The 19,853-nt window shown below is 67.3% G+C and carries 25 protein-coding genes and 2 tRNA genes; 10 read left to right on the top strand and 17 right to left on the bottom strand.

All coding sequences use genetic code 11. The features are described 5' to 3' along the window. Positions 1-165: 165 nt before the first annotated feature. The 9 genes from WDM86_23320 to WDM86_23280 form a co-directional block, all read right to left on the bottom strand. The gene (locus WDM86_23320; protein MEI9992943.1) at positions 166-414 is read right to left on the bottom strand and encodes a hypothetical protein; all 249 of its coding nucleotides are present in this window, start codon (positions 412-414) and stop codon (positions 166-168) included. Positions 415-520: 106 nt separating this feature from the next. Beyond that, a tRNA-Arg gene (locus WDM86_23315) sits at positions 521-597 on the bottom strand. Between the two features lie 37 nt (positions 598-634). After that, on the bottom strand, positions 635-940 hold the full coding sequence (locus WDM86_23310; GenBank protein ID MEI9992942.1) for an ETC complex I subunit: 306 nt from the start codon (positions 938-940) through the stop codon (positions 635-637). A 139-nt stretch (positions 941-1,079) separates the two neighbouring features. Next, positions 1,080-1,649 (bottom strand): hypothetical protein, encoded by a 570-nt coding sequence (locus WDM86_23305; GenBank protein ID MEI9992941.1) that lies wholly within the window; start codon positions 1,647-1,649, stop codon positions 1,080-1,082. Between the two features lie 172 nt (positions 1,650-1,821). After that, a tRNA-Pro gene (locus WDM86_23300) sits at positions 1,822-1,898 on the bottom strand. Positions 1,899-1,969: 71 nt separating this feature from the next. Next, positions 1,970-2,290: a hypothetical protein gene (locus WDM86_23295; GenBank protein MEI9992940.1), complete on the bottom strand. Its 321-nt coding sequence runs from the start codon at positions 2,288-2,290 to the stop codon at positions 1,970-1,972. A gap of 51 nt (positions 2,291-2,341) precedes the next feature. Then, a complete protein-coding gene (locus WDM86_23290) occupies positions 2,342-2,806 on the bottom strand; it encodes a DUF192 domain-containing protein (protein MEI9992939.1) in 465 nt (154 codons plus the stop codon). A gap of 26 nt (positions 2,807-2,832) precedes the next feature. Beyond that, the gene (locus WDM86_23285; GenBank protein MEI9992938.1) at positions 2,833-3,771 is read right to left on the bottom strand and encodes a DUF2891 family protein; all 939 of its coding nucleotides are present in this window, start codon (positions 3,769-3,771) and stop codon (positions 2,833-2,835) included. A gap of 171 nt (positions 3,772-3,942) precedes the next feature. Next, positions 3,943-4,473 carry a cold-shock protein gene (locus WDM86_23280; GenBank protein MEI9992937.1) on the bottom strand — a complete coding sequence of 177 codons (531 nt, stop codon included), beginning with the start codon at positions 4,471-4,473 and terminating at the stop codon, positions 3,943-3,945. A 143-nt stretch (positions 4,474-4,616) separates the two neighbouring features. On the opposite strand from WDM86_23280, the gene WDM86_23275 reads away from it, so the two are divergent. Next, the gene (locus tag WDM86_23275; protein ID MEI9992936.1) at positions 4,617-5,246 is read left to right on the top strand and encodes a carbon monoxide dehydrogenase subunit G; all 630 of its coding nucleotides are present in this window, start codon (positions 4,617-4,619) and stop codon (positions 5,244-5,246) included. On the opposite strand, the gene WDM86_23270 is transcribed toward WDM86_23275, so the two are convergent. Next, positions 5,197-5,523, bottom strand: coding sequence for a 2-hydroxymuconate tautomerase family protein (locus WDM86_23270; protein MEI9992935.1), 327 nt, complete (start codon positions 5,521-5,523; stop codon positions 5,197-5,199). The two genes, WDM86_23275 and WDM86_23270, sit on opposite strands and share 50 nt — an antisense overlap. Before the next feature lie 71 nt (positions 5,524-5,594). Here WDM86_23270 and WDM86_23265 point away from each other — a divergent pair, with 71 nt between their 5' ends. From WDM86_23265 to WDM86_23250, 4 genes are read left to right on the top strand one after another with little or no spacing between them, the layout of a single operon-like run. Further along, positions 5,595-6,080: a (2Fe-2S)-binding protein gene (locus WDM86_23265; protein ID MEI9992934.1), complete on the top strand. Its 486-nt coding sequence runs from the start codon at positions 5,595-5,597 to the stop codon at positions 6,078-6,080. Further along, positions 6,077-6,877 carry a xanthine dehydrogenase family protein subunit M gene (locus WDM86_23260; GenBank protein ID MEI9992933.1) on the top strand — a complete coding sequence of 267 codons (801 nt, stop codon included), beginning with the start codon at positions 6,077-6,079 and terminating at the stop codon, positions 6,875-6,877. The genes WDM86_23265 and WDM86_23260 overlap by 4 nt, the downstream gene beginning before the upstream one ends. Positions 6,878-6,889: 12 nt before the next feature. Next, on the top strand, positions 6,890-7,219 hold the full coding sequence (locus WDM86_23255) for an XdhC family protein (protein ID MEI9992932.1): 330 nt from the start codon (positions 6,890-6,892) through the stop codon (positions 7,217-7,219). Then, positions 7,216-7,896 carry an XdhC family protein gene (locus tag WDM86_23250; GenBank protein MEI9992931.1) on the top strand — a complete coding sequence of 227 codons (681 nt, stop codon included), beginning with the start codon at positions 7,216-7,218 and terminating at the stop codon, positions 7,894-7,896. The genes WDM86_23255 and WDM86_23250 overlap by 4 nt, the downstream gene beginning before the upstream one ends. Positions 7,897-7,934: 38 nt before the next feature. Here WDM86_23250 and WDM86_23245 read toward each other — a convergent pair whose 3' ends face one another. Further along, the gene (locus WDM86_23245) at positions 7,935-8,924 is read right to left on the bottom strand and encodes a hypothetical protein (GenBank protein ID MEI9992930.1); all 990 of its coding nucleotides are present in this window, start codon (positions 8,922-8,924) and stop codon (positions 7,935-7,937) included. 162 nt (positions 8,925-9,086) lie between these two features. Here WDM86_23245 and WDM86_23240 point away from each other — a divergent pair, with 162 nt between their 5' ends. The 5 genes from WDM86_23240 (at position 9,087) to WDM86_23220 (ending at position 13,686) form a co-directional block, all read left to right on the top strand. Then, positions 9,087-9,815: a response regulator gene (locus tag WDM86_23240; GenBank protein MEI9992929.1), complete on the top strand. Its 729-nt coding sequence runs from the start codon at positions 9,087-9,089 to the stop codon at positions 9,813-9,815. Next, positions 9,812-11,197, top strand: a complete 1,386-nt coding sequence (locus WDM86_23235; protein MEI9992928.1) for an ATP-binding protein — start codon at positions 9,812-9,814, stop codon at positions 11,195-11,197. Before WDM86_23240 ends, WDM86_23235 begins: the two co-directional genes overlap by 4 nt. 9 nt (positions 11,198-11,206) lie before the next feature. Beyond that, entirely contained in the window at positions 11,207-12,829 is a 1,623-nt protein-coding gene (locus WDM86_23230; protein ID MEI9992927.1) for a molybdopterin-binding/glycosyltransferase family 2 protein, read from the top strand. Between the two features lies 1 nt (position 12,830). Beyond that, on the top strand, positions 12,831-13,259 hold the full coding sequence (locus WDM86_23225; GenBank protein ID MEI9992926.1) for an iron-sulfur cluster assembly scaffold protein: 429 nt from the start codon (positions 12,831-12,833) through the stop codon (positions 13,257-13,259). A gap of 106 nt (positions 13,260-13,365) precedes the next feature. Continuing rightward, on the top strand, positions 13,366-13,686 hold the full coding sequence (locus tag WDM86_23220; GenBank protein MEI9992925.1) for a hypothetical protein: 321 nt from the start codon (positions 13,366-13,368) through the stop codon (positions 13,684-13,686). A gap of 7 nt (positions 13,687-13,693) precedes the next feature. Here the strand turns inward: WDM86_23220 and WDM86_23215 are convergent, their stop codons facing one another. From WDM86_23215 to recJ, 6 genes are all read right to left on the bottom strand, one after another. Then, positions 13,694-15,298: an alpha-amylase family glycosyl hydrolase gene (locus WDM86_23215; protein MEI9992924.1), complete on the bottom strand. Its 1,605-nt coding sequence runs from the start codon at positions 15,296-15,298 to the stop codon at positions 13,694-13,696. Position 15,299: 1 nt separating this feature from the next. Then, on the bottom strand, positions 15,300-15,902 hold the full coding sequence (locus WDM86_23210; GenBank protein ID MEI9992923.1) for an ATP-dependent Clp protease proteolytic subunit: 603 nt from the start codon (positions 15,900-15,902) through the stop codon (positions 15,300-15,302). 135 nt (positions 15,903-16,037) lie between these two features. Then, positions 16,038-16,802 carry a Sir2 family NAD-dependent protein deacetylase gene (locus tag WDM86_23205; GenBank protein MEI9992922.1) on the bottom strand — a complete coding sequence of 255 codons (765 nt, stop codon included), beginning with the start codon at positions 16,800-16,802 and terminating at the stop codon, positions 16,038-16,040. Positions 16,803-16,873: 71 nt separating this feature from the next. Further along, positions 16,874-17,302: a DUF3617 family protein gene (locus WDM86_23200; GenBank protein ID MEI9992921.1), complete on the bottom strand. Its 429-nt coding sequence runs from the start codon at positions 17,300-17,302 to the stop codon at positions 16,874-16,876. 62 nt (positions 17,303-17,364) lie between these two features. Beyond that, on the bottom strand, positions 17,365-17,916 hold the full coding sequence (locus WDM86_23195) for an SET domain-containing protein-lysine N-methyltransferase (protein MEI9992920.1): 552 nt from the start codon (positions 17,914-17,916) through the stop codon (positions 17,365-17,367). Positions 17,917-17,989: 73 nt separating this feature from the next. Further along, positions 17,990-19,771 carry a single-stranded-DNA-specific exonuclease RecJ gene (recJ, locus tag WDM86_23190; protein MEI9992919.1) on the bottom strand — a complete coding sequence of 594 codons (1,782 nt, stop codon included), beginning with the start codon at positions 19,769-19,771 and terminating at the stop codon, positions 17,990-17,992. Positions 19,772-19,853: the final 82 nt, after the last annotated feature.

Genomic DNA, 19,853 nt, shown 5'->3' with positions numbered 1-19,853 from the left:
GGGCACGCACCGCAAGAGCCGGCGGCGGTTTTAGACCTCGTGACGGTGGCGTCAATCTTGCTTTTTGCTAACGGCAGGACCGGCGGACGACCATGGCGAGGTGCTTCGCATCGCGCCAGTCGGGATCGCCGTCGAGCTTAGGCCGGGCCGAACTTGCTCGACCGATCAGTGGCCGACGTGGCCGATCCTGATCCAGGCGACCGCGCTGGCGCGGCCGAGCGTGCTCAGCGTCCGGCGATGGGGCGGCGGCGGCGTGACGGGCTTGGAGGTGATCGCCTTCGCCAGCAGCGCGCTCGTATCGCCGCTATCCGCCAGGACGCTCGCGCCCGCCAGCACGCTGCCCAGGACGACGGGCGTCAGGAGCGCGAAGACAGCGGCGACCAACAGCCTTTTGGGCAAATTCCGGCTAGACACGGTAATCTCCCTGCGATCGGCGTCGGTATTGCAACGGCCTGCGGGGGCATAGCGTTTCGTGGCCGCGGGAATATTTCGCGCGACGTCAGGGTGGCGGCGGAATGGCTGGTGGCCCCGGCGTGACTCGAACACGCAACATCCTGCTTAGAAGGCAGGTGCTCTATCCAGTTGAGCTACGGGGTCACGAACGCAATTTAGCACGATTCAGGCGGGCGCCCGTTCAGTGCGTCCAGGGGATTTTGCGGTCGACGCGGAAATTGTCCGAATAGGACTTCGCCTTGGGCACCGGTCTGTGGGGCTCGAACACCTGATAGGGAATCGCGTGGCTTTCGGCGTAAGCCACCGCCTCTTCGCTGGTGTCGAATTCCAGGACGACCTGCTGGCGCATGTCCGACGAACTGGTCCAGCCCATCAGCGGATCGGGCGCCTTGGCGCTCTCCGGCTCGTATTCCAGCAGCCATTGCTTGGTGCGGGCCTTGCCCGACTGCATGGCGTTCCGTGCCGGCTGATAGATGCGCGCGCGCATGAACCAATTCTCCATCTCAACTTCTCCCGCTCCGCGGGCGAAGGCTGGTCGGGGCGGCGTGATTTGACTTAGCCGCAAAACCCGGCGATTTCCAGCCTAAAGGATACGATCGGTCGGGTCGCGCATGCGGCGGGGGGCACTAATGGAAGTTAAGGCCGATAACCGTTGCGAGAGTCCCGAACCCGCCCATTGCAAACAAGCGCCCGTCGGCAAGCGCTCCGAGGCGATCACTGAGTAGGATCAGTTCCACGACGACCCAGGAAAGCACGAACAATTTCGGAAGATTGCCAGAGCGAAGGATAGTGCCCGTGCGCGGGTTGGCTTCGCCGCCGGAGATGGGCGGAAACAGATCGAGATCGGCTTCCGAGTTCAGCACGCGATCCTTGCGGTCTTCCCAGGTCTTCCGCAGCAAATTGAGCGCCCGGCGGGAATTTGTCAGCAACTGGTCCGCGATCAAGGCGACCATTATTCCGACAATCGACAACAGAACGGAAAACCCGTCCACTATGAACGCGCCCTGCGACAGGTTCGATGCCTTCAGGCCCAGCTTGGCCTGCACGACGAGCCCGGTCGTTGCAAACAGGAACGCCTGCATCGTGATGAGCCACACTATCCGGTGGTTGTATAAATCATTCTCATGCTCGATCTGAGCGCGGATTCGGTCATACAGAGCCTCGGCCCGTGTGCCGGTCGTCATCGGTTCCGCCATGGCAACTCCCCCAAATCCCAGCTCTCAAGCGCGCCAAGCGCGACGAAATAATCCACGACCGCATCCGCCGCTTGGAACATTTCGGATCTGAGCAAGCCCGGCTTGCGAATGACGGCGGACCGGAATCCGCGAAACTTCCTGCAAACCTCGCTTGAAGAAAACCGCTAAGTGTTGGTCGGGGCGGCGTGATTTGAACACGCGACCCTCTGCTCCCAAAGCAGATGCGCTACCAGACTGCGCTACGCCCCGGTCCGGACCAAGCGTGGGATAGCGCAAGCGCCCGGTTGCGGCAAGTTGCGCGCCGGATTCGGGAAAACGCCTCAGCGCCGCCGCGACCACATCCGGCAATCCGCCAGGACGTCGACATAGACGCGCTGCTGGAGCGCCGCGTCATAGCCCTCGCTCGCGATGTCCTGGGCGCGGTTGCGCGCGGTGGCCTCGCACAGATCCGCGGCCGGCCCGGGCCCGAGCCGCACCGCGGCCGCGAAAGGATGGCCGGCGAAGTCGGAGCTCGCCACGAACGTGTCCTGCAGCACCGAGGCCATCCCGGTATCGGGCTCGGGCTCCGCAGTGTCGACCGGGTCCGAGCCGGCGCAGGACGCCAGGACGAGCGCGGCGAAGACCGGCAATATGCAAATCATGCGGCGTCCCGACATGGCGCTAGCGGTTCCGCGCGGAGGAGAACGACATGGTCATTCCATGTCGTGGAAGATGTCGGCGCGCACGCGGTCGCCGGGCTTGATGCCCAGATCGCGGGCGCGGCCACCATTGATCTCCAGCACCGCGCGCACCGGCTCGGCGGAGGGGATCGAGGCGGTGGAGAACGGCACCGCGTTCGGCTCGACCGAGGACACCGTGCCGTCCGCCTTGATGAACACCATGTCGAGCGGCAAGGGCGTGTTCTTCATCCAGAAGGAGACCCGCGCCTCCTGGTGGAAGTCGAACAGCATGCCCCGGTCGGGCGGCAGGTCGCGGCGGTACATCAGCCCGTGCTCTTGGCTGATCGCGTCGGCGGCGACTTCGACCTTGAACTCCTTTGGTCCGCTGGCGGTGTCGATGCGGATGGTCTGGACCGGCAACACGGCCTCGTGCCCCGCGAACGCGGCGCAGGATGCGAGCATGACCGATACGACCGCTGCTAGGATCGTCAAACGCATATCTGTTCCCAAGCTCCCCCGAGCTTCTATCTCGGGAAAGTGTGCCGCATCGCGCGCTGGAGCGCAAAGATTCCGAACTGCGGCACCCAATGGGCGACGGCGCGGTAATCCCCCCGCCACCAGCTCGGACGATGCAGATTGGTCTCGATATGGTCGAGTGCGGTTGCGAGAAGGGTCTCGTCTCCGGTGGCGTCCGCCAGCGCCAAAAGCGCCCAGCCGCGGCTGAAATTGAGCGCATAGTGATGGGCCTTTCGCGGCTGCGTGATGGGCCTTAACGCCGTAAGCCGGCCGCCGGCCTTGGCCATGATCGCGGCCGGCTCGACCGCGCCGGCGCGGACGAGCAGTTCGCAGAACATCGGCGTCACCGCCATGAAGTCGGGCCAGCTCTCCTCCTCGCTCTCGCTCGGCAGCCGGTCGAGGAAGGTGGCAAGGCCGGCCGCGGCATCGCGCACTATGTCGGTGATGTCGGCGCGGTTCTCGATTGCGGCGTAGTCGAGAAGGTTAATCAGCGCCCAGCACGGATTGGCGTATTCCCGCGCGAAGGGATCGGCAAGGCGGCCGCGATACTGCGCCGTCAGCGAGGCGGCGACGTCGCGCGCGAAGAAGGTCAGCCGCGTCGAGCCGGTGACGAGCCGGTCCTCCAGCGCCAGGCGGAGCAGCCAGGCGCGGCCATAGGGCATCTCGAATTGCGGCCGCGCCGCGAGGTCGGACGCCTCGGCGGCGAGCTTGGCCGGCATCAGGATGCCGTCGACGATCCCGTCATATTGCGCGTCGCCGGTCAGACCCTTGGCCGCGAGCAGCGCCCAGGCCGCGTGGCAGGCCGAGTGCCAGTCGATGCAGCCATGGAAGGCGGGATGGATGGTGTCGTGGCGCAGCACATGGCGGGCCGGCACCTGCGCAAGCAGCGCGACCCAATGGGGCGCCTCGGACTGGAACGCGCGGAAACGCGCCGCGACATCGGACATGGGATTGCTGCTCTCTGGTGGACTTTGCCGGGTTCAACTAGCCAACGCGTCATCGCCCGCTTCATGCGGGCGATCCAATTTTCTCGATCCGGACAAGGAAATTGGATTGCCCAGACAAGCCGGGCAATGACGATATGCGGGGGCGGCGATCAAAACAAATCCGCGCACTGCTCAGGGATCGAGGACGACGATCTCCGCCGCGAGCTCGCCCTTGGGGCCGGCGCCGGTGCGCACCTGCACGCGCTGGCCCTGGCGCAGTTCGCGGATGCCGGAGCGGCGCAGCGTCTCCATGTGGACGAAGACGTCCGGCGTGTTCGGGCCGCGCGACACGAAGCCATAGCCCTTGCCGCGGTTGAACCATTTGACGGTCGCCTCGAACGCCTCGCCCGCCGGCTCGGCGGTGTAGCGCGACGGCTTGGGATGCGCCTGCGGCACGACCTGGGCGGTCGAATTGTCGAGCGAGATCAGCCGCCGAGCCTGCAGGCCGCGCGGCCCCTGCACCGCCTCGCAGACGACGCGGGCGCCCTCATAGGCGGCCTTGAAGCCGGATTGCCGCACGCAGGTCTGATGCAACAGGATGTCGCCGTCGACGCCGCTGGACGGGCGGATGAATCCGTAGCCCTTGTTGAGGTCGAACCATTTCACCAGTCCCATGACCTCCAGGGGTGCCCCTTCCTGGGAAATCGCCGCCGCAACAACCATGTCATGCCCCATGCCAGATACGCCAAATTGCGCTAGACAGTTCTCGCGCGGGTTGAATCTGTCATTTGGCCAAGCTTGCCGCATCCCCCCTATTTGAGGGATGGGACACCGCGAACACGGCTGACGGTACGGGAACGTAAGGCATGGAATTCAAGGGAAGCTATACTATATCCGCACCCGCGCAGAGGGTTTGGGACGGCATCAACGATCCGGCCATCCTGAAACTGTGCATTCCGGGCTGCGAGCAGATCGAGAAGACCAGTCCGACGGACTTCGTTGCAACCGCGAAGCTGAAGATCGGACCGGTGAGCGCGACGTTCAAGGGCAAGGTGGCGCTCTCCGATCTCGACCCGCCGCATCGCTGCCGCCTGAGCGGCGAGGGCCAGGGCGGCGTCGCCGGCTTCGCCAAGGGCGGCGCGGAGGTCGTGCTGACGCCGCAGGGCGACTCGACGGTCTTGAGCTACACCGCGACGGCCTCGGTCGGCGGCAAGCTGGCGCAGATCGGCCAGCGGCTGATCGACGGCGCGGCCAAGCAGATCGCCGACGATTTCTTCAAGCGATTCGCCGCCGCGCTGGCGACGGCGCCGGTGCTGGCGCCCGATCCGACGACCGAGGAGGCCCGGGAGATGGCGGCGGGCGCGAGCGGCACGGCCACCACGCCCCATGGCGGCGCGCCGGCGGGACCGCGGCCGGGCCTGTCGCCCGCGATCTGGGTCGGCGGGCTTATCGCCGTGATCGCGATTTTGCTGGTGGTTTTCGGGCTGGCGGCTTAGGCGCCGGTTTTTCCGCCGGCTTGCGGAACAGCGCGTCGAGATCGGGCAGCGAATCCTTCGGTGCGCCGCGGCGTTCGCTGAGGAGCTCGCCGCCGATCGCCCAGTTGTCCTTGTCGTGCTCGTGGATAAGCACCTGCGTTGCGGCGCGCTCGGTTTCGAGGATCTCGGTGACGGCGTCGGTGATGGCTTCGGCCAGCCTGCGGCGCTTCTCCAGCGGCCGGCCGGCGGCGATATGGACGGATATGATGGGCATGCGGCACTCCCGATCCTGGCTCACTATAGCAGCGCTTGACGCCGCGCGTCGCGCGCCCGAGACTCCGCCGCACGTCCGATATCGAAGGAATTGATATGTCCGTTGTGTCCCTGACGGTGAACGGAAAACCGGTTTCGGTGGAAACCGAGGACCGCACCTTGCTGGTCTATTTCCTGCGCGAGCAATTGCGCCTCACCGGCACCCATATCGGCTGCGACACCAGCCAGTGCGGCGCCTGCGTCGTGCATGTCGACGGCAAGGCGGTGAAGTCCTGCTCGGTGTTCGCGGTGCAGGTCGCGGGTGCGCAGGTCACGACGATCGAAGGCCTCGCCAGGGACGGCAAACTGCATCCGGTGCAGGAGGCGTTCCGCGACAATCACGGCCTGCAATGCGGCTTCTGCACGCCGGGCATGATCATGACCGCGGTCGACATGATCCGCCGCAACGGCGCGATGGACCGCGACACCATCCGCCACGAGTTGGAAGGCAATATCTGCCGCTGCACCGGCTATGTGAACATCGTCTCGGCGATCGAGGACGCGTCCAAGCGCATGACGGAGAGCGCGGAGAAGGCGGCATGATCCCCTATCCCTTCACCTACAGCCGCGCGAAATCGGTCGACGACGCGGTGGCGCTGCTGGCGTCCGCGCCGGAAGGCAAGCTGCTGGCCGGCGGACAGACGCTGATCGCGGCGATGAAGATGCGGCTCGCCAATCCGTCGGACCTGATCGACATCTCCGGCATCGAGGAATTGAATTATATCCGCGTGAGCGGCGGCGCCGTCGCCATCGGCGCGGCGACGACGCATTGCGAGGTCGCCAGTTCGAAGGAGGTGGCGAAAGCCATTCCTGCCCTCACCCATCTCGCGAGCGTGATCGGCGATCCGGCGGTGCGCCACAAGGGAACGCTGGGCGGCTCGGTCGCCAACAACGATCCGGCGGCGGACTATCCGGCCGCGGTGCTCGGCCTCGGCGCCACGGTCAAGACCAACCGGCGCGGCATCGCCGCCGACGATTTCTTCCAGGGCATGTTCACCACCGCGCTGGAGGACGGCGAGATCGTCACCGAGATATCCTTCCCGGTGCCGCAGAAGGCCGCCTACAAGAAATTCGCCAACCCCGCCTCGCGCTACGCGATGGCCGGCGTGTTCGTCGCGAAATTTGCGGACGGCATCCGTGTCGCGGTGACGGGCGCGGGGCCCGGCGTGTTTCGCGTGCCGCAGATGGAAGCGGCGCTGGCCAGGAGCTTCACGCCCGACGCGGTGGCGAAGATCGCGGTGGATGCGAGCGGATTGAATTCCGACATCCACGGTTCGGCCGAATATCGCGCCAATCTCGTGACCGTGATGGCCAAGCGCGCGGTGGCGGAGGCGGCCTAGGCCGCAAAACCGATGTCCGGAACCGCACAGCACACCGAACCGCTCGACGCCGCCGCGCAATGGCTCGGCGAAGGCCGCAAGGTCGCGCTCGCCACGGTGGTCAAGACCTGGGGCTCGGCGCCGCGCCAGGCCGGCAGCCAGATCGCGGTGCGCGACGACGGCGCCTTCGTCGGCTCGGTCTCCGGCGGCTGCATCGAAGGCGCGGTGATCGAAGAAGCGGTCGCCGCGATGGCCGACGGAAGGGTGCGCAATCTCGAATTCGGCGTCAGCGACGAGACGGCGTGGTCGGTCGGGCTGGCCTGCGGCGGCCGCATCGAGATCTTCGTCGAACCGGTGCTGTGAAACGCGAAACGCTCCAGACGATCAATGACGCCCGCCGCGCGGGCCGCGCTATCGTGCGCGCCATTGATCTTGAAAGCGGCGACGAAACCTTGATCGATCCGGCGAGGGATACCTCGCCGCTGGGCCTTGCCGCCGCCGGCGCGGCGCGGGCCGACACTTCGGGTCCGGCGCAGATCGAGGGGCGGAGCTGGTTCCTCGCCGTGTTCAATCCGCCGCTCGACCTCGTCATCGTCGGCGCGGTGCATATCGCCCAGCCGCTGGTCGTCATGGCGCGGGAGGCGGGTTACGACGTGCGCGTCATCGACCCGCGCACCGCCTTTGCGACGCCGGCGCGGTTTCCTGGCGTCGTCATCTCACATGACTGGCCGGACGAGGCGCTGGCCAAAGCGCCGCTCGGACCGCGCAGCGCCATCGTCTTCCTGAGCCACGATCCCAAGATCGACGATCCGGGCCTGATCGCGGCGCTGACGTCGGACTGTTTCTATATCGGCACGCTGGGCTCGAAGAAGACCCAGGCGGCGCGCGCCGCGCGGATGAAGGCGGCCGGCTTCAACGACGCGGCGCTCGCCCGCATCCACGGGCCGGTGGGGCTGAACATCGGCGCCAAGAGCCCCGCCGAGATCGCGGTGTCGATATTGGCGGAGATGACGCTGGTGCTGCGGGGCGAGAGGCGGTGAACGTTTCCTCCCCCGCAAACGCGGGGGAGGAAAGAAGTTTACTCGTCCCCACCGTTTGGCGGGGCGTGGTCGTCGCCGTGGTCGCCGCGTCCGTGTCCCCAGCCGCCATGGCCGTGGAAATGCGGGCGCATCTCGTCGGCGGTGATCACGCCATCATGGTTGCGGTCCATTCGGTCGAACATCCTGAGCGGCGGCGCGGCGAATTCCGCCATCGTCAGCTTGCCGTCGCCGTCCTTGTCCAGCCGCTTGAACATCTTGTCGTTCATCTCGCGGTAGCGCACCGACATATCCGCCGTGAACGCCGTCAGCGTCAGGAACGGCGCGCCATTGGTGGCGGTCTGGAAATGTTTGGTCATGATCGCGTCGAACTCGGCGCGGGTGACCTTGCCGTCGTGGCTCGCATCGCTCTCGCCGCAGAACGCGGCGCGGCCGAAACCGCCCCTGCCTCCGAAGCCGTGCCCGCCGAAACCGCGATGGCCGAAGCCGTGGCCGCGCTCGCCGAAGCGGCCCCAGCCGCCATGCGCCGAACTGTCGCCATCGCCGGCGGGCGGCGGCGGCGGCGGAGCATCGGGCCGGAAATCGGCATGCATCACCGGCCGGCACGACACCGTGCCGCTGCCGTCACGGTCCATCATCTGGAAATGCGCCCGCTGCGGCGCCTCGAACTCCTCCAGCGTCAGCTTGCCGTCGCCGTTCCAATCCAGGCGGTGGAACATCTCGGCGGTGTGCTGCTGGAATTCGGCCTGGTGGATGGCGATGAACTGGTCCTCGGTCATCGTCTTGGCGCCGTGAGTGGCGGCGGCGAAGCGCGTGCCGATCTCGTTGTTGAATTCGGCCCTTGTGATCTTGCCGTCCTTGTTGCCGTCGAATTCGCCGAGCAGGCGGTCGGACAGCTTGTTGCGATGCAGGAGGCCCTGCATCGGACCGTCCGGCGGCGTGGGGCCGTCCATATGGGCAAACGCGAGGGTCGATCCGCCGATCACGACGGCGGCACCCAGAAGAAGGGCGATCTTGGTGTTCCTGGTCATATCGGGTTCTCCAAATCGGATGGCGGCAGTTAACCCCTTTGGCTTGCCTGAATTGTGCCAGAACAAAACGTGATCGTCGCAAAGTGTACCGCCAGCGTGACAGGTGCAAACTTTGCCAAGACCGGGTTTGCAGCAGCCGGCCCGAAGGACCAGATTGCCCCCATGATCAAGGAAGAGACCAAGCCGCACATTCTTGTGGTCGAAGACGCGCGCGATATTCGAGAGCCCCTGGCGCGTTATCTGCGCGACCAGGGCTACCGCGCCACCACCGCCGCCGACGCCGTCGCGGCCCGCAAGGTGATGAAAGGCTCGGCCATAGATCTCGTCGTGCTCGACATCATGATGCCGGGCGAGGACGGGCTGTCGCTCTGCCGCTCGATCCGCGAGACCTCGCAGATCCCGGTGATCCTGCTCACCGCCCGCGGCGAGGAGGTCGACCGCATCATCGGGCTCGAAATGGGCGCCGACGACTACATCCCCAAGCCGTTCTCGCCGCGCGAGCTGATCGCCCGCGTCGCCGCCGTGCTGCGCCGCACCCAGGCGCTGCCGCCGCGCCAGAAGCCGCCCGCCGCCGAGCGCATCCGCTTCGGCGAATGGCTGCTCGACACCGGCCAGCGCGAGCTGATCGGCGGCGACGGCGTCGCCCTGCCGCTCTCCAGCGGCGAATTCCGCCTGCTCACGGCCCTTCTGGAGCGGCCGAAAATCGCGCTGACCCGCAACCAGCTTCTCGACCTGACCAAGGGCCGCGACGCCGATCTGTTCGACCGCTCGATCGACAATCACGTCAGCCGGCTGCGCAAGAAGATCGAGCCGGATCCCAAGAATCCGCGCTATATTAAGACGGTGTGGGGGGGTGGATATATTTTCGCGCTGGATCCGGAAGTGCAATGAGATTGTGGCCGCGTACGCTGGGAGTGCAGCTCATCGTCGTCACCGCGGCGGCGGTGCTGATCTCCAATCTCGCCGTCGCGGCGTGGTTCCAGCTCGGCAGCGAGCGCATGAGCGAGCGCGATCTCGACGAGCGCGTGCTCGACCGCTCGGCCTCGATGTCGACCCTGCTGGCGGCGATCCCGGCCAAATCGCGCGACGCCGCCGCCAACGCGATGAGCTCCGGCTTCTGGACGTTCACGCTGCACCACGGCAAGGCCGCGCAGCTTGCCATGGACGACGACGAGACCAAGCTCGCCAACCGTCTGCGGGACCTGTTGCCGGACGACAAGGCGAAGCTGCCGATTTCGGTCGAGCGCATCATCGGCGCGCCGCCGGAGGACGGACGCGCCCGGCCGCACCGCCCGCCCGGTCCCGCCCTCCAGTTCACCCTGCCGGTGGTCCGCGGCACCCAGCTTATCGCGACCTTCTACCGCCAGCCCGCGCCGCCCTGGCCGACCGAGATCATCATCGCGGCCTGCATGGCGATCTTCGTGGCCTCGGCCGCGGCGGCCTATATCTCCAGCCGCGTCGCCTATCCGCTGACCGCGCTGGCGGCCGCCGCCTCGGTCGCGGCCGGCGGCGGCAAGGCGCCGCGCGTGCCGGAAGAAGGCCCCGACGACGTGCGCAACGCGGCCGTCGCCTTCAACGCCATGACCGACCGCGTCACGCGCACCATGGAGAGCCAGCGGCAATTGCTCTCGGCTGTCGGCCACGATCTGCGCACGCCGATCACCGCGATGCGGATCAACCTGGAATTCATCGCCGACGACGAGCTGCGCGAGCGGCTGGAGACCAATCTGGCGGAGCTGCAGGCGCTCACCGAGTCCGTGCTGTCGGCGGCGCGCGGCGCCGGCGGCGAGACCAAGCGCAATATCGACCTGTCGGCCCTGGTCGAAAGCCTGTGCGCCGATCTCGACGATCTGGGAGAGCCGGTGACCTGGAACGCGCACGGGCCCGCGCCGCTGGCCTGCCGCCCGGACGAGATCCGCCGCGCCGTGCGCAACCTCGTCGAGAACGCGGTCGCCTATGGCCGCCGCGCCGAAGTGCACATGACCGAAACACCGGCCGCCTATGAGATCCTCGTCGAGGACGAAGGGCCGGGCATTCCCGACGGCGAGCAGGCCCGCGTGTTCGAGCCCTTCGTGCGGCTGGAGAGCTCGCGCAACACCGACACCGGCGGAACCGGGCTGGGTCTGACGCTCGTCAAGGCCATCGCGCACGGCCATGGCGGCGGCGTGACGCTGGAGAACCGTCCCGAAGGCGGCCTGCGGGCCCGTCTCAGCCTGCCGCGCGAAGGCTTGGCGGCGTGCGCCCCCTCCCCCTTGGCGGGTGAGAAGAGCTAAACTTACGCGATGCAATTCACGTTCATTCCCGTGGTCGAGGCCGAGGGCGCCATTCTCGCGCATGGCGTGCGCGCGGGCGACAAACGTTTCAAGAAAGGCCGGGTCCTTTCCGGCGGCGATCTCGCCGCCATCGCCGAGGCCGGCATCGCCACGGTCGCCGTCGCACGGCTGGAGCGCGGCGATGTCGGCGAGGATGCGGCGGCGTCGCGGATCGCGGCACGGGCCGGTGGCGCCGGGGTGCGGATCGGCGCGGCCTTCACCGGACGGGTGAACCTTTACGCGCTCAGCGACGGCGTCGCGGCGGTCGATGCCGCCACGGTCGAGGCGCTGAACGCGATCGACGAGGCGGTGACGCTGGCCACCGTCGCCCCGTTCTCGCGGGTCGCGAAGGGCCAGATGGTGGCGACGGTCAAGATCATTCCCTTCGCCGCGCCGGGTGCGGCGGTACAGGCGGCGGAACAGCTTCTGGAAGCGGCCCCCGTGCGCGTCCATCCCTTCACCGCCCATCGCGCCGCCCTGATCTCCACCGTCCTGCCGGGCACCAGGCCGTCGCTGCTCGACAAGAACCGCACCGCCATCGCGGAGCGGCTGGCGGCGCTGGGCTCGACCCTGGCCTGGGAGCGCCGGGTGGCGCATGAGACGGAAGCGCTGACCGCCGTCCTCGCGGAGGTTGCCGATGCCGACCCGATCCTGGTCTTTGGCGCCAGCGCCATCACCGACCGGCGCGATGTCATCCCGGCCGCGATCGAAGCGGCCGGCGGCACGGTCAGCCATTTCGGCATGCCGGTCGATCCGGGCAACCTGCTGCTGCTCGGCAGCCTGGACGGGCGCACCGTCATCGGCCTGCCGAGCTGCGCCCGCTCGCCCAAGCTCAACGGCTTCGATTTCGTCCTGTGGCGGGTACTGGCCGGCCTGCCGGTCGGACGGCGCGCGCTGGCCGGGATGGGGGTCGGCGGCCTCCTGACCGAGATCCCGTCGCGGCCGCAGCCGCGCGACGAGACGCCCGCCGAATTTCCGCGCCTGCCCAGGATCGCGGCCATCGTGCTGGCCGCCGGGCTGTCGTCGCGCATGGGGTCCAACAAGCTCCTGGCAGAAGTGGACGGCAAGCCCTTGATCCGCCACGCGGTCGAGGCGGCGCTGGGCAGCGCCGCGGCGCCGGTCGTGGTGGTGACCGGCCATGCGGGCGAGACGGTGCGCCAGGCGCTTTCCCCTCTTGCGCCCCTCTTCGTCGACAATCCTGACTATTCAAAGGGTTTGAGCGCGTCGCTGAAGTGCGGCCTGAGGGTGCTGCCCGAGGATTGCGATGGCGCCGTCGTGCTCCTGGGCGACATGCCCGGCGTCTCTTCGGGCCTGATCGACAAGCTGATCGCGTCGTTCGATCCATCGGAGGACCGCGCCATCTGCGTCGCGACCCGGCACGGCAAGCGGGGCAATCCGGTGCTGTGGGCGCGGCGGTTTTTCCCGGAAATGCTGGCAATCGAGGGCGATGTTGGCGCCCGTCAACTCATCGGTCAGTACGCCGAACTGGTGTGCGAGGTCGAGGCCGGCGACGACGCGCCGCTCACCGATATCGATACGCCCGAGGCGCTGCGGGCGTACAAGGCCTCAAGCAGCGAAGCGGTAAGCCGATAAGATGAGCGATCCTCTCTACAAGCGCGAAGTGCTCCGCCTCGCGGCGAACGCCACCGGCTCGGGCCGGCTGCCGGATCCTTGCGGCACCGCCACAGCTCACAACCCGACCTGCGGCGACAAGGTGGTGATGGACGTCGCGCTGGAGGACGGCCGCATCCTGGCGCTGGCGCATCACACCCTGGCCTGCGTTCTGACCCAGGCCTCGGCGTCGGTGCTGGGCGCCTATGCCCCCGGCATGAGCCGGGACGAGGTCGCGGCCCTGCGCGACGCGGTCGGCGCCATGCTGGAGGGCGGGCCCGCGCCGCATGCCCCGTTCGACTCCTATGCGGTGTTCGACGGCGTGGCCGATCATCCGGCCCGCCACAAATGCGTCCTGTTGCCGATCGATGCGGCGCTGGCGGCTTTGGACTCCCAAAAGGATAATCCCTGAACTTTTCTTCGATTATCTCAAACTGTATTTCCACAATTTAGACGTTTAATATTGAATGCATGATATTATTTGGTGTATTGTAAGAAGATATTGGGGAGGAGTTGAAATGAAACCAACCATATCTGTCATTGCTTTTGCGGCGCTGTTCGCCTGCTCGGCGGCGCAGGCCGCCGATGTGCAAGAGCGGGCGTCTTTTTGCGGCACGGTCGTCAGCGGCGTCGAAGCGAAATGTCTGTTGGTCAAAGGCTCCATGGTGGGAGCGCCGCTCTATAACATCTCGAGCGCGCATCCCAGACCGCGGCTCGGAAGCATGATCACAGGCAGCGGAATCGCGGGCGGCGTCAGCACCTGCATGCAGGGTGTCGTGCTGACCGACATCACGTGGCATCACGCTGCGGCCTGCCCCCTCGACTCGAAGGCTCACTGAGCCGCCGCTATTGGACGACGCTGAACCTAGCCGCGAGCGGACCCAGGTTCAGCGTCCGGCCGCTGTCGCTCGAATTGCCGCAGCCAAGGCCAACGACGCTCCCCCGCGCCAGGAGGGGGTGCGTGAACGCCGTGTCCTCGCGGCTCAAGTTGAAGACGCAAAGCATGCGTTCATCCTCATAGTCCCGTGTGAAGGCAAGGACAGGCTTATCGGCATCGAGGAAGGCGATCTCGCCCAGCCGCAGGGCTCGGCTGGCCCTGCGTCCTTTGAGAAAGTGGCGGGCGAATTCGAGCGGGGAGTCCGCGTTGCCCGTCTGCTCCGACACCGCCAGCGCCCGGTGCGCCGGGCCCATCGGCAGCCAGGGCGTGCCGCTGGAGAAGCCGAGATTCCTCGCACCCGCCTCCCAGGGCATCGGCGTACGGCAGCCGTCGCGGCCCTTGGCGATGGGATAATAGAGGTCGCCGACCGGATCCTTGAGCTGGTCGCGGCGCAGATCGACCTCCGGCAGGCCCAGTTCCTCGCCCTGGTAGATCAGGGTCGTGCCGCGCAGCGAACAGAGCAGCGCGAAGAGGAGCTTGGCCAGGGCAGGATCGCCGTCGGGGCCGCCGCCGAAGCGGCTTACGGTCCGGGTCACATCGTGATTGGAGAGCGAGACGCAGGGCCAATGGCGCGGGAAACGCGCGAGATCCTCGAAATAGCGACGGAAGTAGTTCGGAGACAGCTTGCTCGCGATCAAGAGGCCGAAGGTGTAGCCGGCGTGCAGGCCCTCCTCCGGCGGCAGATAGGCGCCCGAGCGTTCGAACTCCTCCGAGAATTCGCCGAACACGAAGCGGTCGTCGAACGCGTCCACCGTGCGGCGGATGATGTCGAGTTCGGCGCGGTTCTCGAACAGGTTCGAGTCGTGCCGATGATGCTGCATATTCGCGGCGTGCGACCAGTTGTAGGCGGTGCGCCCGGCCGGCGGCACGGGCGGGTTGTCGGCCAGCGTCGGGTCGTGGAGATAGGCGTTGGCGACGTCGAGGCGGAAGCCGTCGACGCCGCGCTTCAGCCACAGCGCCAGCACATCGAGCGCGGCGCGTTTCGCCCCCGGGTTGGTCCAGCTCAGCTTGGGCTGCTGGCGCAGGAATTTATGATGGTAATATTGCCGGCGCTCCGGCCGGTAGGCCCAGGCCGGGCCGCCGAACACCGCCAGCCAATTGTTCGGCACCGTGCCGTCGTCCTTCGGATCGGCCCAGACATACCAGTCCTTCTTTGCGCCCGCCGCATCGAGGCTGGCCTGGAACCAGGCATGCTCGTCGGAGGTGTGGCAGAGCACCTCGTCGAGGATGATCTTGAGGCCGCGGTCATGCGCGGCTTTCAGCAGCGCCGCGAAATCGGCCAGCGTGCCGTAATCGGGATGCACGCCGTCATAGTCGGAAACGTCGTAGCCCCAATCGCGGTTCGGCGAGGGATGGATCGGCGACAGCCAGATCGCGTCGACGCCGAGGCCGGCGATGTAATCGAGCTTCGACATCAGCCCGGCGAAATCGCCGTGGCCGTCGCCGTTCCCGTCGCAGAAGCTGCGGATATAGACCTGATAGACGACGGCGCCGCGCCACCACGGCGCCGTCATCTCAGACTTCGCTCGCGCGGGCGACGACCTTGCTCACCAGGCCGTATTTCACCGCCTCTTCCGCGCCCATCCAGAAATTGCGCTCGGTGTCCTTGACGACGCGCTCATAGGGCTGGCCGGTCTCCAGGGCGATCTCGCGGATCAGGCGCTCGCGCATCTTGATGATCTCCTCGGCCTCGATCGAGATGTCCGATGCCTGGCCGCGCACGCCGCCGAGCGGCTGGTGCAGCAGGAAGCGGGTGAACGGCAGGCAGAAGCGGTTCTCCTTCTTGGCGCCCAGGAAAATGTGCGCGCCGGCGGATGCGACCCAGCCGGTGCCGATCATCTTCACCCGCGGTCCCACGAAGCGGATCATGTCGTGGATGGTGTCGCCGGATTCGACATGGCCGCCGGGCGAGTTGAGGATGATGCGGATGTCACCCTCGCCTTCCGCGGCATAGGCGAGCAACTGCGCGCTGACGCGCTCGGCCATCTTCATGTCGACTTCGCCGAAGATCAGCACGGTGCGCGCCTTGAACAGCGCGTTCGTCACCGGCGACGACTGCGGGTCGGGCGCCTTCTTGTCGTTCTTCTCGTCTTCGTCTTCTTCGTCGAGGCGGCGCAATGGAGGTACTCCTGAAACGGTTGGGAATCCGACGGACATTCTAGCCCCTGGCAGGCTAGCGTCCACGTCCTTTCGAGACGTTAATAGCGGCAATAAGCCTTATTTTTCCAGAGGTTTTCACGCGCGGACCCACGCTCAAACCGGCGGCAGAGCGGCCATTGCGGCGCTCATGGTGGGGCCGATATCGCGGTGCAAGACCAGATCGGCATAGGGGTCTTGGTCGGTCGGCTCGCGGTTGACGATGGCGAGCCTGGCGCCGGCCCGCTTGGCGAGCAGCGGGAACCCGGCCGCCGGATAGACCACCAGCGAGGAGCCGAGCACCAGCATCAAATCCGCGGCCAGCGTCGCGCGCCTGGCCAGGTCCATCTCCTTTTCCGGCATGGCCTGGCCGAAGGAGACCGTCGCGGTCTTCACGATGCCGCCGCAGAACGGGCAATTGGGCGGCTCGCCATGGGCGTCGAAATAGGCGCGGATGTCGGCAATCTCCATGCGGGCGCCGCAATTGAGGCATTTGGCGTAGCGCGTGTTGCCGTGCAGCTCGATCACGCGGTCCTCCGGCACGCCGGAATCCTGGTGCAGGTTGTCGATGTTCTGGGTGATGACATGGCTGACCTTGCCGCGCCGCACCAATTCGGCGACGGCCGCGTGGCCGGCGTTGGGCTTCACCGCGTTCCAGGTCTCTTCCATCTCGAAGCGGCGGCGCCAGCTTTCCCGCCGCGCCTCCGGCGAGGCGACGAATTCGTCGAAATCGATCGGCATCATCTTGGTCCAGATGCCGCCGGGCGAGCGGAAATCGGGAATCCCGGACTCGGTGGAAATGCCCGCGCCGGTGAACACCACGGCGCGGCGCGCGGCGCCGAGCAGCGCCGCCAAGTCCTCCGCATCACGATCCACGCTCATTGCGCACCCTTGTCCCTGCCCCGCTCATATAGGAGGGCGCGGGCCGGGCTTCCAGCGTGGACCGGGGCCCGCTAATGCGTCGCGCCGGCGCAATCGGCCTTCAGCCATTTGCCCTCGATGACGCTGTTCACGGTCATGCCGTTCATCGCCATGGAGAACCGCGCATTGTAGTGGGTGTCGCCGTCATAGGTCGTGCTGAAATGCCCGGTGCCCTCCATCTGGCCGTGACAGACCATGTCGGCGGTGACCGTCTGGCCGTCATGATGCATGTTCTGCATCTGGCAGGCCGGGTTGCCGGACGGCGGCGGCGCATCGGAGTTCACCTGCTCGGCCGTCATGCAGAACGTGGCCGAATGGGTCTGCGGCGCCACATTGGCCATTCCGGGCATGTTCATCGTCATGGTTGTGGTGGTGGACCACAGGCCCACCTTGCCGTGACCCGCCAGCGCCGCGGACGGAACCAGGACGCCCGCCGCGACCCATGCCATGTGCCTGCGCATTGCCGAATCCTCCCCGAATCGCGGTGCGATTGTGCCACGGCCCCGCCTTGCGCTGAAGCGTGTCAGGCCGCCTTGGAGCGCCTGGGCGCCTTCAGCGCGTCGATCATCGCCTGCACCAGCGGGTGGAAGTGGCCGCGATAGCGCTTCTGGACCTCGGGCAGCTTCCAATCGGTCTCGGTCAGGCGGACGCGGCAGATCGGCGAGCCGCAGGTGCAGTCCTCGGCATCGACCGTGTATTCGGTCTCGTCGAAATTCCAGGTGCCCTGGTCGAGCGTGATCTCCTCGCCGGCTTCGATGTCCCGCCTGGCCACCAGCACGACCTCGTCGGCCAGCCAGCTATTGGCGTCGCAGGAATGGTTGAGGTTCTCGTCCAGGCTGGGCGCGGTATCGGTTTGCGGCAGCGCCAGATAGGCGTCCGCGCCGACCGCCCAGATCGAGCGCACCCGATAGGGCCCCTCGTCGGCTTGCGCGCGCGAGATCAGTTCGCCGCCGAACTCCATCAGCCTTTCGCCCTTCTTGAAAGGCTCGGCCGCGAACACGCCGTCGTAATGGATCTTCGACTCGCCATGGACCAGCTTGGGACTGACCCAGGTGCGGGAGAGATAGGTTTTCATCGTGCGGCGCGACTCAGGGACCCTCGCGCAAATGATAGACGCGCCCGCCACGCCTGCCACGCGCGATCGACGGTCAGGCCGCCGCCGCGTCTTCGAGATGGAGCTGCACGCGCTTCTGGCCTTGCCATTCCTCGGCGCGCAGGCGGCCGGCGGCGTGGATGCGCTTGCCGCGGCTGGCGAGCAGCGACTTGCCGAACGGAAGATCCGCGACGCGAAAGGCGATGGCGTCGAGCCGCGCGCCGTCGCCGCCCATCAGGCGCAGCCGGACGTGATCCTTGCCGACGACATCGGCGAACATCACCTGCACGTCGGGCACCGCGACGATGGGCTCGGCATTGCCGGCGCCATAGGGACCGGCCTGCGCCATCTCCTCGATGAGGGCGATCGTCGCGCCGGACGGCGACACGGCGACATCCAGTTCGAGCTCGCCCGCCAGATCGTGCGACGCATCGGCGAATTGGCCGGCGAGGAAGGCGCGGAAGCCCTCGACCTGTTCGGGCCTCAGGCCGAAGCCCGCCGCCATGGCGTGGCCGCCGCCGCTCTCGATCAGCCCGGCGTCGCGCGCCGCGCGGATCATGGCGCCGATATCGACGCCCGGCACCGAGCGCGCCGAGCCGCGGCCATAGCCGCCCTCGAAGCCGGCGACGAAGGCAGGCTTGCCGGTGCGCTCCTTGAGCCGCCCCGCCACAATGCCGACGACGCCGGCGTGCCAGCCCTCCTGCGACGCGAAGACGAAGGGCACGGCAGCATCGGCGTCGGCATGGGCGATCGCCTCGTCGAGCATCATCTTTTCGAGCGCCTGGCGCTCGCGGTTGTGGGTGTCGAGGGCCTCGGCCAATTCCAGTGCCGTGGTGGCGTCTTTCGCGGTCAGAAGCTCGACGCCAAGGCTCGAGCGGCCGACGCGGCCCCCCGCATTGATGCGCGGGCCGAACAGGAAGCCCAGCGTGTAGGGTGTAAAGGGCGGCTGGATCTTCGCGACCTGCGACAGCGCGGCGAAGCCCGGCCGTTCGAGCTTGTTCAGGCGGGCGAGGCCGACCCTCACAAAGGCGCGGTTGAGGCCGGTCAGCGGCACGACATCGGCAACGGTCGCCAGGCCCACCAGATCGGCGAAAGCGCGAAGATCGGGCTCGGCGATCGCCTTGCGCGCGTAGAAGCCGCTCTCGCGCAAAGCGCGGTTCAGCGCGACCACGAACAGGAAGGTGATGCCCGCGGCGCTCACATGACCGAGGCCGGATGTGTCGCCCGGCTGGTTCGGATTGACATGGGCCAGGGCCGGCGGCGGGGTCTCGACCGCGTGATGGTCGAGCACCACGACATCGAGCCCGGCATCGCGCGCCACCGTCAGCGGCGCGACCGCACCGGCGCCGCAATCGACGGTGAAGACAAGGCCGACGCCTTCCTCTTTCAGCTTGAGCAGCCCGGCCGCGTTGGGGCCGTAGCCCTCCGCCATGCGGTCGGGGATGTAGATGCGCGCCGCAACGCCGAGCGCGGCGAGGAATTCGCTCAACAGCGCGGCCGAGGCCGAGCCGTCGACGTCATAGTCGCCCCACACCGCGATCTTCTCGCCGGCTTCGAGGGCGCGTTGCGTCCGCGCCACCGCCTTGTCCATGTCCTTGAGCGTCAGCGGCTCGGGCAGGAAGCGTTTCAGCGTCGGCGCGAGATAATCCGCGACATCGCCCGCCGCGACGCCGCGCGCCAGCAGCAGCCGCGCCAGCGCCGGGGAGACATTCGCCGTGCGCGCCAGGGCCTGCACCGCCGCCTCGTCGCCGGCGGCCAGCCGCCAGCGCCGGCCCGTGAAGGAGCGCGCGACCCCGAACGACGGAGATTGAACCGAAGATATTTCACCACCCGTCATCGCCGGGCTTGTCCCGGCGACCCATACTCCCACCTGACGCAGTCGGGCGTTTGGATAGCCGCCACAAGGGCGGCCATGACGA

Origin of the sequence: Rhizomicrobium sp. (genome assembly GCA_037200045.1) — a bacterium.
GTDB lineage: Bacteria > Pseudomonadota > Alphaproteobacteria > Micropepsales > Micropepsaceae > Rhizomicrobium.
The sequence above is the reverse complement of the archived record's forward strand: the minus strand, read 5'-3'. Positions and strand labels throughout refer to the sequence as shown.

What these genes read in the sequence shown, in the direction of transcription:
- WDM86_23310 (MEI9992942.1), bottom strand. Translation starts at nt 940, where the DNA reads ATGCGCGCGCGCATCTATCAGCCGGCACGGAACGCCATGCAGTCGGGC.
- WDM86_23255 (MEI9992932.1), top strand. Translation starts at nt 6,890, where the DNA reads ATGTCCGGAACCGCACAGCACACCGAACCGCTCGACGCCGCCGCGCAA.
- WDM86_23245 (MEI9992930.1), bottom strand. Translation starts at nt 8,924, where the DNA reads ATGACCAGGAACACCAAGATCGCCCTTCTTCTGGGTGCCGCCGTCGTG.
- WDM86_23290 (MEI9992939.1), bottom strand. Translation starts at nt 2,806, where the DNA reads ATGCGTTTGACGATCCTAGCAGCGGTCGTATCGGTCATGCTCGCATCC.
- WDM86_23260 (MEI9992933.1), top strand. Translation starts at nt 6,077, where the DNA reads ATGATCCCCTATCCCTTCACCTACAGCCGCGCGAAATCGGTCGACGAC.
- WDM86_23230 (MEI9992927.1), top strand. Translation starts at nt 11,207, where the DNA reads ATGCAATTCACGTTCATTCCCGTGGTCGAGGCCGAGGGCGCCATTCTC.
- recJ (MEI9992919.1), bottom strand. Translation starts at nt 19,771, where the DNA reads ATGACGGGTGGTGAAATATCTTCGGTTCAATCTCCGTCGTTCGGGGTC.
- WDM86_23215 (MEI9992924.1), bottom strand. Translation starts at nt 15,298, where the DNA reads ATGACGGCGCCGTGGTGGCGCGGCGCCGTCGTCTATCAGGTCTATATC.
- WDM86_23265 (MEI9992934.1), top strand. Translation starts at nt 5,595, where the DNA reads ATGTCCGTTGTGTCCCTGACGGTGAACGGAAAACCGGTTTCGGTGGAA.
- WDM86_23280 (MEI9992937.1), bottom strand. Translation starts at nt 4,473, where the DNA reads ATGGTTGTTGCGGCGGCGATTTCCCAGGAAGGGGCACCCCTGGAGGTC.
- WDM86_23205 (MEI9992922.1), bottom strand. Translation starts at nt 16,802, where the DNA reads ATGAGCGTGGATCGTGATGCGGAGGACTTGGCGGCGCTGCTCGGCGCC.
- WDM86_23200 (MEI9992921.1), bottom strand. Translation starts at nt 17,302, where the DNA reads ATGCGCAGGCACATGGCATGGGTCGCGGCGGGCGTCCTGGTTCCGTCC.
- WDM86_23240 (MEI9992929.1), top strand. Translation starts at nt 9,087, where the DNA reads ATGATCAAGGAAGAGACCAAGCCGCACATTCTTGTGGTCGAAGACGCG.
- WDM86_23285 (MEI9992938.1), bottom strand. Translation starts at nt 3,771, where the DNA reads ATGTCCGATGTCGCGGCGCGTTTCCGCGCGTTCCAGTCCGAGGCGCCC.
- WDM86_23275 (MEI9992936.1), top strand. Translation starts at nt 4,617, where the DNA reads ATGGAATTCAAGGGAAGCTATACTATATCCGCACCCGCGCAGAGGGTT.
- WDM86_23295 (MEI9992940.1), bottom strand. Translation starts at nt 2,290, where the DNA reads ATGATTTGCATATTGCCGGTCTTCGCCGCGCTCGTCCTGGCGTCCTGC.
- WDM86_23225 (MEI9992926.1), top strand. Translation starts at nt 12,831, where the DNA reads ATGAGCGATCCTCTCTACAAGCGCGAAGTGCTCCGCCTCGCGGCGAAC.
- WDM86_23220 (MEI9992925.1), top strand. Translation starts at nt 13,366, where the DNA reads ATGAAACCAACCATATCTGTCATTGCTTTTGCGGCGCTGTTCGCCTGC.
- WDM86_23195 (MEI9992920.1), bottom strand. Translation starts at nt 17,916, where the DNA reads ATGAAAACCTATCTCTCCCGCACCTGGGTCAGTCCCAAGCTGGTCCAT.
- WDM86_23235 (MEI9992928.1), top strand. Translation starts at nt 9,812, where the DNA reads ATGAGATTGTGGCCGCGTACGCTGGGAGTGCAGCTCATCGTCGTCACC.
- WDM86_23305 (MEI9992941.1), bottom strand. Translation starts at nt 1,649, where the DNA reads ATGGCGGAACCGATGACGACCGGCACACGGGCCGAGGCTCTGTATGAC.